General features: G+C 66.6%; 17 protein-coding genes. 6 read left to right on the top strand and 11 right to left on the bottom strand.

Features of this window, described 5'->3' with window-relative positions; all coding sequences use genetic code 11:
• Window positions 1-67: 67 nt before the first annotated feature.
• Complete coding sequence (locus AC1RVW_RS14870; protein WP_493200760.1) at window positions 68-1183, bottom strand: DUF2855 family protein; 1116 nt, start codon at window positions 1181-1183, stop codon at window positions 68-70.
• A gap of 49 nt (window positions 1184-1232) precedes the next feature.
• Between AC1RVW_RS14870 and AC1RVW_RS14865 the strand changes: the two genes are divergently transcribed.
• A complete protein-coding gene (locus AC1RVW_RS14865) occupies window positions 1233-1856 on the top strand; it encodes a TetR/AcrR family transcriptional regulator (RefSeq protein WP_493200758.1) in 624 nt (207 codons plus the stop codon).
• Here AC1RVW_RS14865 and AC1RVW_RS14860 read toward each other — a convergent pair.
• Window positions 1831-2508: an alpha/beta hydrolase gene (locus AC1RVW_RS14860; protein ID WP_493200756.1), complete on the bottom strand. Its 678-nt coding sequence runs from the start codon at window positions 2506-2508 to the stop codon at window positions 1831-1833. The two genes, AC1RVW_RS14865 and AC1RVW_RS14860, sit on opposite strands and share 26 nt — an antisense overlap.
• Before the next feature lie 17 nt (window positions 2509-2525).
• Window positions 2526-3578: an NAD(P)H-dependent flavin oxidoreductase gene (locus tag AC1RVW_RS14855; RefSeq protein ID WP_493200754.1), complete on the bottom strand. Its 1053-nt coding sequence runs from the start codon at window positions 3576-3578 to the stop codon at window positions 2526-2528.
• Between the two features lie 104 nt (window positions 3579-3682).
• On the opposite strand from AC1RVW_RS14855, the gene AC1RVW_RS14850 reads away from it, so the two are divergent.
• Window positions 3683-4645, top strand: coding sequence for a hypothetical protein (locus AC1RVW_RS14850; RefSeq protein WP_493200752.1), 963 nt, complete (start codon window positions 3683-3685; stop codon window positions 4643-4645).
• Window positions 4646-4682: 37 nt separating this feature from the next.
• On the opposite strand, the gene AC1RVW_RS14845 is transcribed toward AC1RVW_RS14850, so the two are convergent.
• Entirely contained in the window at window positions 4683-5984 is a 1302-nt protein-coding gene (locus tag AC1RVW_RS14845) for a UDP-N-acetylglucosamine 1-carboxyvinyltransferase (protein ID WP_493200750.1), read from the bottom strand.
• Window positions 5985-6246: 262 nt separating this feature from the next.
• Between AC1RVW_RS14845 and AC1RVW_RS14840 the strand changes: the two genes are divergently transcribed.
• On the top strand, window positions 6247-6660 hold the full coding sequence (locus AC1RVW_RS14840; RefSeq protein ID WP_106934046.1) for a GFA family protein: 414 nt from the start codon (window positions 6247-6249) through the stop codon (window positions 6658-6660).
• Between the two features lie 37 nt (window positions 6661-6697).
• Here the strand turns inward: AC1RVW_RS14840 and AC1RVW_RS14835 are convergent, their stop codons facing one another.
• The 5 genes from AC1RVW_RS14835 to AC1RVW_RS14815 all read right to left on the bottom strand — a co-directional run bounded on the left by AC1RVW_RS14835 (window position 6698) and on the right by AC1RVW_RS14815 (window position 10415).
• Window positions 6698-6985, bottom strand: coding sequence for a gamma-glutamylcyclotransferase family protein (locus AC1RVW_RS14835; protein ID WP_493200748.1), 288 nt, complete (start codon window positions 6983-6985; stop codon window positions 6698-6700).
• Between the two features lie 59 nt (window positions 6986-7044).
• Window positions 7045-7773 carry a tRNA-uridine aminocarboxypropyltransferase gene (locus AC1RVW_RS14830; protein ID WP_493200746.1) on the bottom strand — a complete coding sequence of 243 codons (729 nt, stop codon included), beginning with the start codon at window positions 7771-7773 and terminating at the stop codon, window positions 7045-7047.
• 26 nt (window positions 7774-7799) lie between these two features.
• Complete coding sequence (locus tag AC1RVW_RS14825; protein ID WP_493200834.1) at window positions 7800-8795, bottom strand: SLAC1 anion channel family protein; 996 nt, start codon at window positions 8793-8795, stop codon at window positions 7800-7802.
• Window positions 8796-8929: 134 nt separating this feature from the next.
• Window positions 8930-9901, bottom strand: coding sequence for a GlxA family transcriptional regulator (locus AC1RVW_RS14820; protein ID WP_493200744.1), 972 nt, complete (start codon window positions 9899-9901; stop codon window positions 8930-8932).
• A 175-nt stretch (window positions 9902-10076) separates the two neighbouring features.
• Window positions 10077-10415 carry a hypothetical protein gene (locus tag AC1RVW_RS14815; protein ID WP_106934041.1) on the bottom strand — a complete coding sequence of 113 codons (339 nt, stop codon included), beginning with the start codon at window positions 10413-10415 and terminating at the stop codon, window positions 10077-10079.
• A 333-nt stretch (window positions 10416-10748) separates the two neighbouring features.
• Between AC1RVW_RS14815 and AC1RVW_RS14810 the strand changes: the two genes are divergently transcribed.
• The 3 genes from AC1RVW_RS14810 to arr all read left to right on the top strand — a co-directional run bounded on the left by AC1RVW_RS14810 (window position 10749) and on the right by arr (window position 12261).
• Window positions 10749-11288 (top strand): GNAT family N-acetyltransferase, encoded by a 540-nt coding sequence (locus AC1RVW_RS14810; RefSeq protein WP_493200742.1) that lies wholly within the window; start codon window positions 10749-10751, stop codon window positions 11286-11288.
• Between the two features lie 91 nt (window positions 11289-11379).
• Window positions 11380-11772, top strand: a complete 393-nt coding sequence (locus AC1RVW_RS14805; protein ID WP_493200740.1) for a YkvA family protein — start codon at window positions 11380-11382, stop codon at window positions 11770-11772.
• Between the two features lie 93 nt (window positions 11773-11865).
• Window positions 11866-12261 carry an NAD(+)--rifampin ADP-ribosyltransferase gene (arr, locus tag AC1RVW_RS14800; protein ID WP_285414840.1) on the top strand — a complete coding sequence of 132 codons (396 nt, stop codon included), beginning with the start codon at window positions 11866-11868 and terminating at the stop codon, window positions 12259-12261.
• A gap of 2 nt (window positions 12262-12263) precedes the next feature.
• Here arr and AC1RVW_RS14795 read toward each other — a convergent pair whose 3' ends face one another.
• Both AC1RVW_RS14795 and AC1RVW_RS14790 read right to left on the bottom strand, forming a co-directional pair.
• The gene (locus AC1RVW_RS14795; RefSeq protein ID WP_493200737.1) at window positions 12264-13982 is read right to left on the bottom strand and encodes a tannase/feruloyl esterase family alpha/beta hydrolase; all 1719 of its coding nucleotides are present in this window, start codon (window positions 13980-13982) and stop codon (window positions 12264-12266) included.
• A 192-nt stretch (window positions 13983-14174) separates the two neighbouring features.
• A complete protein-coding gene (locus tag AC1RVW_RS14790; protein WP_285414842.1) occupies window positions 14175-15386 on the bottom strand; it encodes a DUF1501 domain-containing protein in 1212 nt (403 codons plus the stop codon).
• Window positions 15387-15506 lie beyond the last annotated feature (120 nt).

The raw sequence follows: 15506 nt of genomic DNA, 5'->3' as shown, positions 1-15506 counted from the left end.
CCGCAGCGTCCGCATCGCTCCCTGTCGTCGTAACGCCCTGTGACGTGCCGGCCCGGCGGAAGTTCAGTCAGCCTGCGAGCCGCACCACATGCGCCTGCCGCGGGTCGACCTTGCCGGCGTGCAGGTCGGCGATCACCGCCTGCGCATGCGCGAAGCCCTCGCCCTGCGCCAGCGCCATCCAGCGGTTGCCGGGCCGGCTGATCTCGGCGATGAAGCGGCCCTGCGCCTCGTTGAAACGGCGGTTGACCTCCTGCGGGCCCCAGTCGGCATTGCGCTTGCGGATCTGCACCGGCGCAAAGTAGAGCTGCGGCGCGGGGCCGGGCAGCATCGTGGAGTCGCCGAGGAACTCTGTCTTCTGCGCGGACCCCGCATAGCAGTCGTAGACCAGCGATGCGCCGAAGTGGTGGTGCACGGTCGCGCGCAGTTCGTCGTTGCCGGAGAAGTCGACATACAGCGTGGGCACGTCGGCGGGCAGCGTGGCGATCTCTTCATAGGCCAGCGCGCGGTCGTAGCAGCCCAGGCCCTCCACGAAGGCGCGATTGCCGTTGGACGTGGCGGCAATCAGCTCGAGGCCTTCGCGCCTGCCCAGGCAGAAGGCCGTGCCGAACGCGGTCTTGCTCGACGCGCTCGACACCACCACCTGCTTCGCGCCGAAGAAACCGTTGTCCTCCAGGAAGTCGGCCAGCATGAACGACGTGATGAACAGCGGACGCACCAGCATCTGGTAGTCCTCCAGCGCGGCGACGTAGCCCGCGTCGTTGCTGCAGCGCATGTACTGGTTGTAGGCCGACACCAGTTCGCTGCGGTGCGAGGCGCCGTCGTAGAAGCCGCGCGGCGTCACGCGCACCGGCTGCATGCGCAGGTGGCTCGCGATCGGGAAGTAGCCGTAGAAGCGCTCGCCCACTGCCACGCCCTCCACGTTCGAGGCCGCCACATCGGCGAAGCCCCAGGCCGGCATGTGGCCCCAGTCGGCGTCGCCGGTCGGAAAGAACTGCCAGTACTTCATGACCGCGTCGCCGAAGGCCGCGTAGGTGATGTTGTTGGTGGTCAGCGAGAAGCGGCCGATCTTCATCAGCACCTCGCCGGGTTGCAATGCGCCGGTGTCCTGCGTGGTCACGACACGGGTGGTGCCGAGTGCGTTCTTGCGCGTCTGGAGGCGGGTTAAAGTGAATGCGTTGTTCATTCGCAAACTGTATGGCGGCCCGCTTCGCGGCGGGTTCGGAAACCCGTCGATGCCGGACGCACCCCGCTCCAAGCCCCTGAAACGCCCCACGCAGGCACGCAGCAAGTTCACCGTGCAGGCGATCTACGACGCCTTTGTTCGGATTTGGAATGCGCACGGCTGGGAAGGCGTGACCACGCGCGCGGTGGCGCTCGAAACCGGCATCGCGGTCGGCACGCTGTACGACTACTTTCCCGACAAGGAGGCCCTGCTCTCGGGCTATGTGCGCCACTGCATCGAGTCGCTGCTCGCGCGGCTCGATGCGGATGTGATCGCGCCCGAAGACATTGGCTGGCGCGAACGCGTGCAGCGCCTGGTGCGCATCACCTGCGACACCCAGCTCGAAGGGCTGCCCGCCTTCGACCACGAGATGCTGATGCTCGAACACCGCGTGGCCGAGCCCAAGCACCACCGCCGGGTATACGACGAACTCGCGGCACGCTGGCTGCGGGCCTTCGCAACCTGCACGGACCTGGAGCCGCAGCCCTCGCCCGCCACCCTCCACGCCCTGCTGACCGCCTGCTGGGGCGCGCGCCGCTATCGGTTGCTGGTGCAGCCCGACGCGGCCGGCGACAACAGCGCCTGGCTCGCGGAGATGGAAGCGATGGTCATGGCGCGTCTGGCGATGCGCTGAGCGCCTGCAGCCACGCCAGCGTGGCCTGCAGCTCGGCGGGCCGTATCTCGTGCGCGCCCGGGAAGTCGCCGCCAGAGAGTGTCAGCGGCAATGTGCGCGCCAGTTCGCGCGTCACTTCCGCCGCGCTCGGCGGAATCACGTTGTCGGAGCTGCCGTGGCTCACCCACAGCGCCTTGCCCTCGAATGCATCGGCGGGCGCCACGTGCGGCACCACCTGCGACAGCAGCCGGCTGTGCCACACCATCGCGGCGCGCACGCTCTCTGGCTTGGTCAGCAGCAGCGACAGCGCCATGATCCCGCCCTGGCTGAAGCCGCCGACGATCACCCGCTCCGGCGGCACGCCGAGCTGCTGGCCGGCGGAGGCGATCATCTCGCCGACGAGGAAGCGGCTCTCGCGCTCCTGCTCTTCGTTGATCAGGCGCTCGCCGTTCGGCAGGAACTGGAACTCGAACCACGCATAGGCATCGGGCGACAGCACATACGGCGCGCGCAGGCTCAGCACATGAAAGTGCGGCGGCATCATGCGCGCGAGGCCGAACAGGTCCTGCTCGTTGCTGCCGACGCCGTGCATCAGCACCAGCAGCCAGGGTTCGGCGGTGCCCGGCCGGGCCGAGTGTTCGAGGAATTTGAGGGGCAGGTGAAGTTGGGTCATGAGAGTGAGAGCAGTGCTTATCGGATTGCCTGGAAGCCGCGTGCCAGCTCGCGCGTGAGTTCGGCCGCCGGCACCTCGCGGCAGCCGGTCGCGTTCTGGCCCGACCACAGCGGAGAAAAATCGCCGCTGCCCTTTGCCTCGGCCTTGGCACGCAGCGGCGCGATGCCCGAGGTGGCCAGCGGGAACTCCGGCGCCGCCGCGCCGATGGGGCCCAGTTCGCGCATCACGCGGTTCACGATGCCGCGCGCGGGCCGGCCGGTGAAGAGATTGGTCAGCGCCGTGTGGCGAGCGGCTTCGCTCTTGAGCGCGGCGCGGTGCAGCGCGCTGGTGGTCGCCTCGGGGGTCAGCATGTAGGCGGTGCCGATCTGCACGCCCGCCGCGCCCAGCGCCATCGCGGCAGCAACGCTGTTGGCATCGGCGATGCCGCCGGCCGCGATCACCGGCAGCTTGACGGCATGCACCAGCTGCGGCAGCAGCGCGAAGGTGCCGAGCTGCCTGGTCAGGTCATGCGACAGGAAGTGGCCGCGGTGCCCGCCGGCCTCCAGGCCCTGGGCGATGACCGCGTCGACGCCGCGCGCCTCGAGCCACAGCGCCTCGTCGAGCGTGGTGGCCGAAGCCAGCACCTTGGCGCCCCAGCCGCGCACCCGGGCCAGCAGCGCCTCGGACGGCAGCCCGAAATGAAAGCTCACCACCGGCGGGCGGAACTCGGCGATCAGGTCGGCCACGTCCGCGCTGAAAGGGTTGCGCCCCGGGCCGGCGGGAATGCTCGCGGCATCGATGCCGTGCTCCGCGTAGTACGGTGCCAGGGCGGCGCGCCATGCGGCTTCGCGCTCGGTGCTCGGTTCCGGCGGGGTGTGGCAGAAGAAGTTGACGTTGAAGGGCTTGTCCGTGCCCGCGCGGATGGCCGTGAGCTCGCTGCGCATGACCTCGGGGCTCAGCATGGCGCCAGGCAGCGAGCCGAGTCCGCCCGCATTGCTGACCGCGATCGCCATCGCGCTGCCTTGCACGCCGGCCATGGGCGCCTGGATGAGAGGGAGTTCGGTGCCGAGGATCTGCTGCAGCGTCGTCATTCGAAATGCGTCCTGGAATGTCGGGAAGCGGCCATTGTCCTGTCTGCGGGGAAGTGACGGCGGCGGCGGGGTCATCGGCATGCGGCTTCGGCACAATCGCGGGCATGCACATCCCCAGTTCCGACAGGCCGCGCGCCGCCCTGGCCAAGGCGGCTGTCGTTGCCGCGCTCATCGCGCTGGCCGGCTGCTCCCAGGAAGACAACAGCAACACCGCGTCCGACGTTCCGGCCGCCACCGAGGAAGCCCTGGCGCCAGCCGCCGAACTCGCCGCCCCTGCCTTTTCGGCGACGCTCAAGCGCGGCGACCTCATGCCGCTGGTGTTTCCCGGCTGGGAAGACAAGGACAAGGGCCGCGTCGGCACCGTGACGCTGCCCGACATCGGCAACGACGGCAAGCCCGTGCCCGACAGCGAAGGCGAGCAGCAGGCCGACGTGTCGCCGCGCGAGGTGGTGCGCCTGGACGACACCCACGCCGTGATGCTGACCGAGACCGTACCGCTGGACGACCAGGGCCAGCCCATGGACGCCCACGTCGCCGGCGCCTGGATCGGCGCCTACTTCTTCGAGCAGGGCAACGACGGCTGGGCGCTGTCCAAGCGCAACGACGCCGTGGGCTACCAGGGCTTCATGGGCAGCATCGGCAAGACCGCCGTCGAGCGCATCGCGCCGCAGCGCTTCGTGCTGACCGCCACCAGCGGCAGCTGCTGGCAGGGCTACTGCGGCAGCTGGCTGTCGGTGTACGAACTGGGCGCGAGCGAAGTGCGGGAAATGGTGAGCGGCATTCCGATGTCGGCAGGCAACGGCGGCGCCGACGGTGCCTGCGAGCAGGTGCTGGCCAACGAACGCCCAGAAACACCGCCGCGCGGCAGCTGCTTCGAGGTCGAAGGCTCGGCGCAGTTCGCGCTGGGCACCGACGACGAGCCCGGCGAAATGCGCCTGGTGTTCAGCGGCACGCGCACCTCCGGCGCGGGCGCGCGCGCCGAGTCGGTCGACAGCACCGTGGTGTACGCCTACCGCAAGGGCAGCTACGTGCCGGGCAGCGGGCGCAACCCGGTGCCTTCTTTCTGAGCGAGGCGCGGGCTGGGCCGCCGCGGCCCGCCTCGCGCTATTCCTCGCTGGTCCACTCCACGTGCACGCCCAGGCTGCGCAGGTTTTCCACGAAGCGCGGGTGCGCGCGGCGGATCGGCGTGGCGTTGCGGATTTCCGAGCGGCCTTCGATGCTCGCCGCCACCATGAACAGCGCGATCGCCACGCGAATGATGTAGGGGCTCTCGACCACCGCGGGCGTCAGCGGATTGCCGCCGAAAGTGATGAGCCGGTGCGGGTCCGACGAGAACACGTGCGCGCCGAACTTCGACAGCTCGCCGGTCCAGCCCAGCGCGCCGTCGTACACCTTGTTCCAGAACATCGCGTTGCCCTGCGCGCGCACGCCCAGCGCAATGAAGATCGGCAGCAGGTCGACCGGAAAGTACGGCCACGGCGCCGCTTCCACCTTGGTCAGCACGTTGCTGGTGAACGGCGTCTGCACCTTCAGCGGGCCGCTGCGCAGCGCACGCGACCAGCCGTCTTCATGCACGATCTGCACGCCGAACTTGGCGAAGGTGCGGTCCAGCAGCGGAAAGTTTTCAGGCGCGCTGTTGCGCACCACCACGTCGCCGCCGGTGATGGCGCCGAGCGCGAGGAAGGTGGTGATTTCGTGGAAGTCTTCGTCGAAGCGGAACTCCCCGCCCTTGAGCGTGCCGCCGCCGTGCACCGTGAGCCGCGAAGTGCCCATGCCGTCGATGCGCACGCCGATCATGGCCATGAAGCGGCAGAACTCCTGCACGTGCGGCTCCGACGCGGCGTTGGTCAGCGTCGATGTGCCGCCCGCGGCGGCCGCGCACAGCACGAAGTTCTCTGTGGTCGTGACCGAGGCGTAGTCCAGCCAGTGGTCGGTGGGCGTCAGCCGGCTCTTGCTGTAGACCAGCAGCGAGCCTTCGGTGCGCTCCACCTCGCCGCCGAAGCGCTGGAACACCTCCACATGCGGATCGATCTCGCGCACGCCCAGCGTGCAGCCCTTGACGTTGTCCTCCAGCCGCGCCACGCCGAAGCGCGCAAGCAGCGGCGGCACCAGCATGATCGACGAGCGCATTTCCTCCGGCAGGCGGTGCAGCGCGGCGTCGAACGTGGTCTCGCGGTGATGCAGCTCGAGCGTGCCCGTCTCGTGGTCCATGTGCACGTCGCTGCCCAGGGTGCGGAAGATCTCCAGGATCTTGCGCACGTCCGTGATGTCGGGCACCCCATGCAGCCGCAGCGGCTCCCAGGTGAGCAAGGTGGCACAAAGCACCGGCAGTACGGCGTTCTTGTTGGCGGAGGGGGTGATGCGGCCACGCAGCGGCGTACCGCCGTGCACGATGAGGTTGGACATGAAGAGGAAGAAGCGGGGGAGCGGGAGGCGGTGGGAAATGGCGCGTAAACAATTCGCGCCCGAAGGCGAGCACTTTACCGTCTGAAAGCGGCATGAACGGCGATGAAGTTGTAAGAACTTCAAAGCAGGAGCCACTGAATTGACAATTCTTTCGCATTACATTCACCTGATTGCCCAGCCGGCTCGCGACGAACTTGTTACTCCCGCCCCACCGCCCTGCCCGGCTAGATTGGCTGCCTCTTCTTTCGAAAGGCCCAACCAGATGACCCACGCATACACCGGCGGCTGCGCTTGCGGCGCCATACGCTACGAGATCGCGTCCGAGCCCGTCTTCCAGAACCACTGCCAGTGCCGCGACTGCCAGCGCAAGAGCGGCACCGGCCACGGCTCGTACCTCACCTTTGCGCGCGCCGGCGTGAAGCACAGCGGCAACGCCACGCTGTGGGACATGGTCGGCGACAGCGGCAACGTCAAGACCCGTGCGTTCTGCCCGGCCTGCGGCTCGCCCGTGTACATGACCTTTGCGGCCATGCCGGAGATCTTCACGGTGCATGCGGCGAGCCTGGATGATCCGGGGCGGTACAAGCCGCAGGTCGTCACGTATGCCGTGCGGGGGTATGAGTGGGACTTTCTGGATCCGGGGCTGCAGAAGTTCGAGAAGATGCCGCCGATGTGAGGAAGTCCCGGATGACGGTGCCGGACCGGCTCCGCCGTCAGCCTGCCGAGGCTCGCGAGCGATAGAGCGCGGCGTGCGCCATCGTGTATTCACTCAACGGCCCCGCCTTCACATCCGCCGCGCGAAAGTGCTCCGGCGCCTTGACATACGCCTGCACCGAAAGCGCCGAGCGCGATTCGCCGTCGACCCTCTCGACCGCAATCGAAACGCGGCGATAGCCGTCAGCCTCGGTCACTCTTTCGAGCACGTCCATCGCATCCAGCGCCGCTTGATCGACTTCGAAGACTTGCCCTGCCACCCGCTCACCCTCGCCTGCCGAAAACACGAGCCAGGGCTAGAAGACGAAGACAAGGTCGGTCATGAGTGAGAAATCAAATGTTCCGTTTACGAGCCGCATGCTTCACGCAGCCGCCGATGCGCATCGCCATCCCATGCGATCGGCTGCTGGTTCTTCGCGCGCAGGTAGTGGTGCGTGAACACGGCGAGGTAGGCCTCCAGCGTCTGTTCGACGGCATGCTCGCCCGCCAGGCTCATGCACATGGCGGCCACCTCGCTGGTGCAGAAGTGATCTTCGCGCCCGGAATTGCGCAGCTTGTATTGCGTGATCTGCTCCGGCTGCAGGCTCAACACCGGCAGCCGGTCGACGTACGGGCTCCTGCGGAACATCTTTCGCGCCTCGGCCCAGGTGGCGTCGAAAAGTATGAAGAGCGGGCGCTTGCCGCCGTCGGCATGGGCTGGCCGCACAGCGGTGACCACGCGCTCCGGCGCGGCGTACTGTCCCGGGAACACCACATAAGGCTGCCACTGCGGATCGGCCAACAGGGCCAGCAGAGCGGGATCGACCTCGGTGCGCGCCCAGCCGAAGGCGAAGGTGTCGGCCACCACGTCGGCGATCAGCCAGCCTGTGTTGGTCGGCTTGAGCGGCTCGATGTCGGCCATGAGCAGGCACACGCCCGCGCGCGTGGGCACTGACGGGCGCAAGGCGCACATGCAGTGGCTGGGCCTCAGCCGGCAGCCCGCGCAACGCTCGCTCTTGAAGCCGCCGTTGGCTAGAAAGGGCTCGGTGCTTCGCGCCAGGCGCGCGGCGCGAAGAAGGGAAACGGCGTGAGGCATGCGTCGATTCTCGACGCTGTGGCCGCCTATCTTGGTGCCAGCAGCTTCCCGCTCGCGGCAAGGCGGATGGTCCGGAACAGCAAGACGGCGATCAGACCGCTCAGGAAGGCGAGCAGCGCAACGGCCAAGCCGGTCATCGCGGGATGCCGCACGTGCTCCGCATAGCGCAGCGCGGCATTGCAGAGCGCGGCTATCGGGAAGCTCAATGCCCACCCCCCGGCGGCGAAGGCAATGCTCCGCTTGAAGATCTTGAAGGCCAGCGAGAAGAACACGAACAGGCCGAAATAGAAGAGCATCGCGGCGAAGGCGTCGACCCGCTGGAAGAAGTTGGTGTATGCGAGGAAGCCGACTTCGAACGGCGCGATCAGGATCATCAAGGACGGCACCATCTCGTTCGCGAGCTTCTCTTGATGGTGGATCAGCCTGGACATGATCATCGTGAAGAAGACCAGCGCGACCATCGTGCCCACGGCCATCGAGAACAGGTTGAGTTCCCTCGCCCAGCCCATCGGCATGGTGCCGCCCGCTACCGTGATGTCGAGCGTTGCCACGCCCGGAATCAGCCACGCCGGCACCGAATGGCCCGCGTCGACCTTGCCCCGCAGAAGCCGGCTGACGATGGTGAAGGACAGCGCAATGGTGGCCGCCGCGCCGATGCTCCAGAGAATCTCCGACGCCCGGCTGCTGAGCGGCGCCACGACCGACGAGATCAGCAGGATCGCAATGGTCACCGTGCCGAAGAAATTGCCGGCAATCGGATGCAGGAACTCGGCCCGCACGGCGGACGGATGCAGCACCGCCTTTGCGGCATAGGCGACGCAAAGCACCATGAAGATCGCGACGGCGATGCTGCTGATCGCCGCATCGACCAGAGGGCTTGCGCCGAACTGATGCCCGGCCTGCCGCCAGGCCAGCGCCAAGCCCGAGATCCCCATGACCGAGGCGAACAGATTGACCGGTAGATACTGAATGGATGCCTGCCGCGGAAGTGCCGCCTGGCTCAGCGTGTGCGTGGTGTTGATACGTGCTCCTGTGGAAGATGGGCTTCCCCAGCGCGCCACATGCATGGCTCGCGGGAGCGACGTAAAAAGTCTATTTGCGGCACCCGCAACGCAGGCCGTGGCCATGGCGCGGTTTGCGCCATTGATGGCCGTTTTCAGGCCACTGGCGGTTCGGACCTGAAGCGCCGGCGGTATTCCCGAGGCGTCGTGTCGAGCCGCTTCGCGAAGATGGTCCGCATGTGGTTCGCGCTATGGAACCCGCACCGGAACGCCACCGTTTTCAGCGGCAGGTCGGTTTCCTCCAGCAGCTTGCGGGAGAAATCGACCCGCACCTGCTCGACGAAAGCCGAAGGCGTCATGTTCGCGTTCCTGGCGAAGACGCGCGAGAAAGTGCGCCGGCTGACGCCCACCGCATCGGCGAGTTGCTCGATGGACAGTTGCTCGTCGATGTGGTCTGTGACGTGGCGCAGCACCTTCGCCACGATGGTCTCTTCCTTCGGGCCGGCCGCCAGGAAGGGGCTGTACTGCGACTGCCCGCCCTCGCGGCGGATGTACACGATGAGCCGCTTGGCAATGCGCAACGCGAGTTCGTGGCCCCAGTCTTCGGTGATCAGCGCCAGGCAAAGATCGACGCCGGCTGCGACACCGGCCGAGGTGAACAGGCTGCCATCGCGCACGAAGATCTTGTCGGGCCGCACGCGCGCCCTTGGAAACTGGGCGATGAGCCGGTCGACGTCATGCCAATGGGCGGTGACCTCCTTGCCGTTCAGCAGCCCCGCATGGCCCAGCGGGAATGCACCGTTGCAGACGGAGCCGAAACGGCGGGCACCGGCGGCCTTGGCACTCAACCACTGCAGGAAGCTTGGCTCGTACTCGTTCACCGCAGGCAGCTTCGGGCCACCCGCGACGAGCAGAAGATCGGGCTGGCCGTCGTAGTCGAGGTAGCCGGTCCCGACATGAAGGGCCATGCCGTTGGCGCAACGAACGCTCCCCGCGCGCATGCCCACCAGTTCGATCTGGTAGTGCCGGTCGGGCGGGAGAAAGCTGTTGGCCTCGGTAAAGACGTCCATCGGCGCGGCGACGTCCAGTGCCTGCACCCCTTCCAACACGACGATGACCAGCTTCATGATTCGAGCGCCTCGTCACGCACGGACGACCAGGCCCGTGAACGTGCATCCGGCATGGAAGAGCCGCACGTCGCAGCCGCCCGCCGCGGCTCGGACCCCGATGAGACGAGGAACGCCGTCTGCTTCGGACGCGCTTCGAGATGTGCTGCTCATCCGAAGATGATGGCACAGGCGCTCAGGACGTCGTCAGTGCCTCGCACTGGCTTTCGATGCGGGCATGAAGCAGGCTCAGCGACACCGAGAGCAGTCGCTGCAGCGCGCCGCGCTGGCAGGCATCGAGGAGCGGCGCGGGGTCGGTGCTGGACAAGGCGGCGTCGCGGCGGTCTTCGTCCCAGGCGAGCAACTGGGCCAGCGTGCATGCGCCCTGGACCACGTCGCGCGCATCGTTGAGGAATGCGGCCTGGTCTTGTTGGGAGGGTTCGAGCCGTTCGGCCTCGATCCATTCGAAGGGCCTGAACTGGGCGGTGGGAAGATGCGGCGCGCAAGCGCAACCGGGGTTTGAAGCAAGGGGCATGGGCCTTCCAAGGATGTCGATTTGCAACAACCGACGCCCTCGCTTCCAAACAAGGGCGGCAGCTCGAACGGGTTGGAAGACCGGGACATCCTTGCGGAAACCGGCAGGGCGCGAGCCCTCCCGTTCAAGCCGCCTAAAAAATAGGCGCAAACGAAAAAGCCGCAGACCAAGTGCGGTAACTGCGGCTTTCGTCGCAGGATGTCAGCGGGCTTCCAAACCCGGCCCCGCTTATCACGGGGCGGAGGCAATGTACGCGGTCTTTGGAAAGCCAGTCAAGCCGAGGGACGAAAACCGAGTTCTGCTGGCTCAAGCGCGCCTGTTCGGTCGGGCAAGATGTCGCCACTTCCTCAGACCTTGCCAACACCAGAAATGCCACAGCCTGTCTATCTTCGGCCACCTGAGTCGTCTGACGAGCGCGAGTTCTTGGCGTCGGTCAAGAAGAGCGGCGACCTCCACAGTCCTTGGACCTCGCCACCATCCACGCCCGAGAATTTTCGGGCTTACCTGGAAAAAATGTCTACGCCTGAAAACGCGGCATTCCTTGTTTGCAGGCATGCCGACGATTGCCTTGTCGGCGTCTTCAACGTCACCAATATCGTCAGGGGCGCGTTCCAGAGCGGCTACCTCGGCTACTACGCCTTCACCGGACACGAGAGGCAAGGCCTGATGCGAAAGGGGTTGGAAGCGGTGGTTCGATCTGCGTTCCAAGACCTCGAGTTGCATCGGCTGGAGGCCAACATCCAGCCGACCAACGTCGCCTCGATCGCGCTTGTGAAAGCCTGCGGCTTTCTGCAGGAGGGATATTCACCCCGTTACTTGAACATCAACGGACGTTGGTGCGATCACGAGCGATGGGCGATCCTCGCCGCCTAGTCACCACGACGGCAAAATTCGGCCGCGAGCGGCCTCTTGGCACGAGGGGCAAAGCGCAACTCGTACACATGCCCCTGCCATGCTTGCACCCATGAAAGTCAGCGACAACCTGAAGGCCTGGGCAAGTCGAATCAAACGCGACGGCGTGACGCTTTGGTTTGCGGGAAAGAATCCTCGGACGCCCTGGTACGCGAAGGCATTGGGTGTTTTTGTGGTGGCCTATGCGCTCAGCCCCATCGATTTGATTCCGGACTTCATCCCGGTGCTGGGCTACCTCGATGATGTTCTGCTGCTTCCCGTGCTGATCTGGCTTGCAATCCGGTTGCTGCCGCCCGGGGTGCTCGCGGAATGTCGCAGCCAGGCGGAAGAGTGGATGCAGGTGAACGGCGCCAGGCCAAGCAGCCGCGCCGGGGCCGTCCTCGTCGTGAGCCTTTGGGTGGGCTCAGGGGTCGCGGCCTGGCTCTGGTTCAAGCCGCATCCGTGAGGTGAGGACGGCCACGTGAATGGCGCTGTCAGCTGGCTGAAACGGAGGCCTTAAACTCCGCGGCCTTTCCGTTGTGTAGAGGAACAATCCGCGATGGCTTTGTTGCAACCCGGCCCTTACTTCCACGGCACGCGCGCAGACCTCCGGGTGGGCGACCTGCTCACCGCAGGCTTCCGCTCGAACTACGACGAGCGCGTCGTCATGAACCACATCTACTTCACCGCGTGGCCAAAGGGCGCGGGGCTGGCCGCGGAAATGGCGAAGGGCGACGGCCGTGGCCGCGTCTACATCGTCGAGCCCACCGGCGCCTTCGAGGACGACCCCAATGTCACCGACAAGAAGTTTCCGGGCAATCCCACGCGCTCGTACCGCAGCCGGGAGCCGCTGCGGATCGTCGGTGAACTGGAAACGTGGGAGCTCTTCGACGCGGAGTACATCCGGCAACTCAAGGAACGCGTGCGCGTTGGCATGGGAGAGATCCTGAACTGAATTCAGGGCGACGAGGCAACGCAGCGATAGCTTTCCGCCTTCGTCGTGTCGCCCGACACGTATGCCGGGTAGTTCGGATAGCGGCACATGGGACGCGTCGCCAGCGTGCTGAAGGGAGCCTTGGGCGAGTCGCGCACCTGCACGAGTGCATCGGCCGGCGGGCGGCCGCCCGTCACCCAGTTGTCCAGCGTCGTGAGCAGATCGTGGTTGGTGGGAATCTCGGCGCCTGTCGTGAGGCTCGCCGCCGTGCCGTTGTGATTGGACGCAGGCGACACGTAGAGGCGCACGAATTCGTCGACGACCGGCTGCGTCAGCTTGCCGACGACGCTCTGGTAGTACTGGATGCCGGCCATGGGGCTCTGCGCCCAGTCGCCCGCGTTCTCGCGGATGATGAGCTTGCCGCCCCGCGCACGGAAGGCCGCAAGATCGGGGTTGGTCGCGTCCATCAGCGCCGACACCTCCTGGATGCGCGCCTGGAAGTTCCTCGCGTTCCATGTGCGGATGTCGAAGGCGGCGTTCCTTGCGATCACGTAGCGGGCGTAGCTGCTGCCGTAGATCACGCCGCGAGCGTCCGCCGCGGTCGGTGGCAGGTTGGGCGCCACGCCCGTCGTCACCCAGCGCCCCACGCCCTCACCCCCGAACTGGATCTCGCCGCCGTATAGGCGGCCCGGATAGGTGGTGATGCCGTTGGCCAACGGAAATGGCATGACAGTCGGCCCGTACGAGGCCTTGAGCACTGCGAGCTGCGCGTCGGACAGACAGGTGTCGCCCGTGTCGCGCCCCCCGGGACAGCGCAGGCTCTGAAGATTGATGCGAGACGGACAAGCAAGGTAGTTGCTCACCACGCCGTCCGCGCTGTTGTCCAGCGCGTCGCAGGTGGTGTTCACGTAGTTGGCGAGCAAGCGCACCTTGTTGGCGTTGATCGCACCGCCCGAAAACTGCGGCAACTGGTAGTTGATGAAACCGTTGAAGAGCCCCGTCCAGTTGATCACCGGCACGACGGACACGATGCCGTCGAAATCTTGCGGATAACGCTGCGCCATGACCAGGCCTTCGCGCCCGCCCTCGGAGCCGCCATAGAAGTACTGTTTGCGCGGCGAGCGCAGGTAGTACTGCCGCATCAGCACGTGCGCGACGTCCTTGACCTTCTTGTACGACTGATGCGCGAAGTTCTGGAACATCTCGTCGTTCAACGCGAACCTGGCGGGATCGGTGGCGCCATAAGTGGCGCCGTCGTGGCCGGAGTCGGTACCGAAGGTCGCGAAACCCTGGGAGATCGGCTGTGGCTGGCCCGGTGCCGCATCGCGAAGTGCGGCGACGGCATCGATAACGGTGCCATTGAAGCCGCCGCCGCCCACCATGACGGCCTTCTCGTTCCACGTGGTCGGCAGGTTGAGCTGGAAACGTATCGGATCGGCACCCGCCGCAAGGGGTGCGATGGAGCCCCGCACCCTGCAGTATTCGGCGAAAGCTGGCACTGCGGTGACGGCGGGAACGACCACGGCCGACGACACGGTTGCCACGCCGCTCGGCAGTCCGATCTGCCCCGGTGAGACTGTCTTGCCCACCATGCCGGCGCAAGCCTGGGCGAGCGAGGCCTTGTCCGGCACGGCCGCACTGCCGGCCCCGCCTCCGCCCGTCGCGCATGCAGCGAGCAGCGTCGAAAAAGCGATGAGGCCGACTATGCCGATCCAGCGGCCGGGATGATTTGCTCTTGTCATGCTTGTCTCGGGTTCTGCTTCTTGGCGTGCTGGCCGGTTCGGAAGCTTCCACCCAAAACTGCACTTTATTGCTTTATTTCAAGTTGGCCGCCCAGACACATGAAGTACTTTGCCTGTTCAGCATCGAGACTCGCTCGGGATAAACCCGCACCACGCCGCATCACGCCGCAGCGGGCGCAAGCCGCCTCTCGCTCAAACCAACCGCAAATCCTTAGGCGCCACCCCATCGAACACCTTCGCCAACTGCGCCGGCGACAGCCCATACATCCGCTTGAACAGCCCGCCGAACACCGCCCGGTATTCATTGAGCACCGGATAGTCCCGGTTCTGGAACAGCGTGGCCTGCGTCAGCGCCTGCTGCTCGCCCACGATTTGTCCGCCGGCCTGCGCCGACAGGCCGCCGCCGAGCACCCAGTACACGGTCCCGTGCCCATGGTCAGTCCCCCGGTTGCCGTTCTCGCGGAAGGTGCGGCCGAATTCGCTGATGACCACGACCACGGTCTGGCGCCATGCGTCGTCGCCCATCTCCTGGGCGAAGCCGGCCACGCCGCGGCCCAGTTCCTCGAAGCGGTTGGCGAGGTAGCCGGTGGCGGCGCCCTGCCCCACGTGGGTGTCCCAACCGCCGACGTCGACGAAGCCCAGGTCGAAGCGGTCGCGCATCAGCAGCGCCATGCGGCGCGCGACCAGCTCGAAGCCCTTGGCGGTCATGGCGTTGCGGCTGGCGGCGTCCATCTCGGCCTGCACGGCGCGCATCACTTCGTCGCGCACCTGGAAGCCTTCCGCCACGGGCTGGGCCAGCGAGGTGTTGCGGTACATGCTGGCGATGACCTGGCTCTGCCGCGCGTCGAGGGCCGAGCGCGCGTTGCCCGCGAGCGCCATGTTGGCGGCCTTGGCGTTGCCGCGCAGCGAGATCGGCAACTGGTCGGTGAAGGCGATGGGCGACACGTCGGTGACGGGCCCCGCGCCGAGCACGCCGGCCAGCCGGTTGAGGAAGCCCGAGCGGTAGTCGCGGCGCTTGTCCAGTGCCTGGCCGAGTTCGATGGAGTCCTGCGTCTCGAAGTGGCTGCGCGTGAGGTCGTCGGTGCCCGCGAAGGCGATGAACGAAGCCTGCTTCTGCTGGAACATGGGCATCACGCTCTGCGCGAGCGCGGGGTGCAGACCCCAGTTGCCGTCGAGCGGCAGCGCGCCGTTGGGCGTGCCGGGGCGCGGAATGGCGATGTTGGGACGCGACGCGTAGTAGAAGTCGCTGCTGGTGGGCACCAGCAGGTTGCTGCAGTCGTAGGCGCCGCGCAGGAACACGACCAGCAGCTTGGTACCTTCGGCCGCGGGCGCGGCCATGAGTTGGCCCGCGGCACCTGCGAAGGGAGCGGCGGCCATGAGCTTCAGGAGTTCTCGACGTTGCATGACGGTGTCCTTTCTTTTGCCTTGCTCCTTCCCCCTCTGGGGGAAGGTCGGGATGGGGGCTCAGCGGCGCTTGCTCAGCCTCAACGCTTCAACGAACGCCGCTTGCCCCCACCCCTGCCC

The organism is Variovorax sp. MPBD4-3 (assembly GCF_058809745.1).
The sequence above is the reverse complement of the archived record's forward strand: the minus strand, read 5'-3'. Positions and strand labels throughout refer to the sequence as shown.

What these genes read in the sequence shown, in the direction of transcription:
- AC1RVW_RS14870 (WP_493200760.1), bottom strand. Translation starts at nt 1,183, where the DNA reads ATGAACAACGCATTCACTTTAACCCGCCTCCAGACGCGCAAGAACGCA.
- AC1RVW_RS14865 (WP_493200758.1), top strand. Translation starts at nt 1,233, where the DNA reads ATGCCGGACGCACCCCGCTCCAAGCCCCTGAAACGCCCCACGCAGGCA.
- AC1RVW_RS14860 (WP_493200756.1), bottom strand. Translation starts at nt 2,508, where the DNA reads ATGACCCAACTTCACCTGCCCCTCAAATTCCTCGAACACTCGGCCCGG.
- arr (WP_285414840.1), top strand. Translation starts at nt 11,866, where the DNA reads ATGGCTTTGTTGCAACCCGGCCCTTACTTCCACGGCACGCGCGCAGAC.
- AC1RVW_RS14840 (WP_106934046.1), top strand. Translation starts at nt 6,247, where the DNA reads ATGACCCACGCATACACCGGCGGCTGCGCTTGCGGCGCCATACGCTAC.
- AC1RVW_RS14815 (WP_106934041.1), bottom strand. Translation starts at nt 10,415, where the DNA reads ATGCCCCTTGCTTCAAACCCCGGTTGCGCTTGCGCGCCGCATCTTCCC.
- AC1RVW_RS14845 (WP_493200750.1), bottom strand. Translation starts at nt 5,984, where the DNA reads ATGTCCAACCTCATCGTGCACGGCGGTACGCCGCTGCGTGGCCGCATC.
- AC1RVW_RS14830 (WP_493200746.1), bottom strand. Translation starts at nt 7,773, where the DNA reads ATGCCTCACGCCGTTTCCCTTCTTCGCGCCGCGCGCCTGGCGCGAAGC.
- AC1RVW_RS14790 (WP_285414842.1), bottom strand. Translation starts at nt 15,386, where the DNA reads ATGCAACGTCGAGAACTCCTGAAGCTCATGGCCGCCGCTCCCTTCGCA.
- AC1RVW_RS14810 (WP_493200742.1), top strand. Translation starts at nt 10,749, where the DNA reads ATGTCGCCACTTCCTCAGACCTTGCCAACACCAGAAATGCCACAGCCT.
- AC1RVW_RS14855 (WP_493200754.1), bottom strand. Translation starts at nt 3,578, where the DNA reads ATGACGACGCTGCAGCAGATCCTCGGCACCGAACTCCCTCTCATCCAG.
- AC1RVW_RS14820 (WP_493200744.1), bottom strand. Translation starts at nt 9,901, where the DNA reads ATGAAGCTGGTCATCGTCGTGTTGGAAGGGGTGCAGGCACTGGACGTC.
- AC1RVW_RS14850 (WP_493200752.1), top strand. Translation starts at nt 3,683, where the DNA reads ATGCACATCCCCAGTTCCGACAGGCCGCGCGCCGCCCTGGCCAAGGCG.
- AC1RVW_RS14805 (WP_493200740.1), top strand. Translation starts at nt 11,380, where the DNA reads ATGAAAGTCAGCGACAACCTGAAGGCCTGGGCAAGTCGAATCAAACGC.
- AC1RVW_RS14795 (WP_493200737.1), bottom strand. Translation starts at nt 13,982, where the DNA reads ATGACAAGAGCAAATCATCCCGGCCGCTGGATCGGCATAGTCGGCCTC.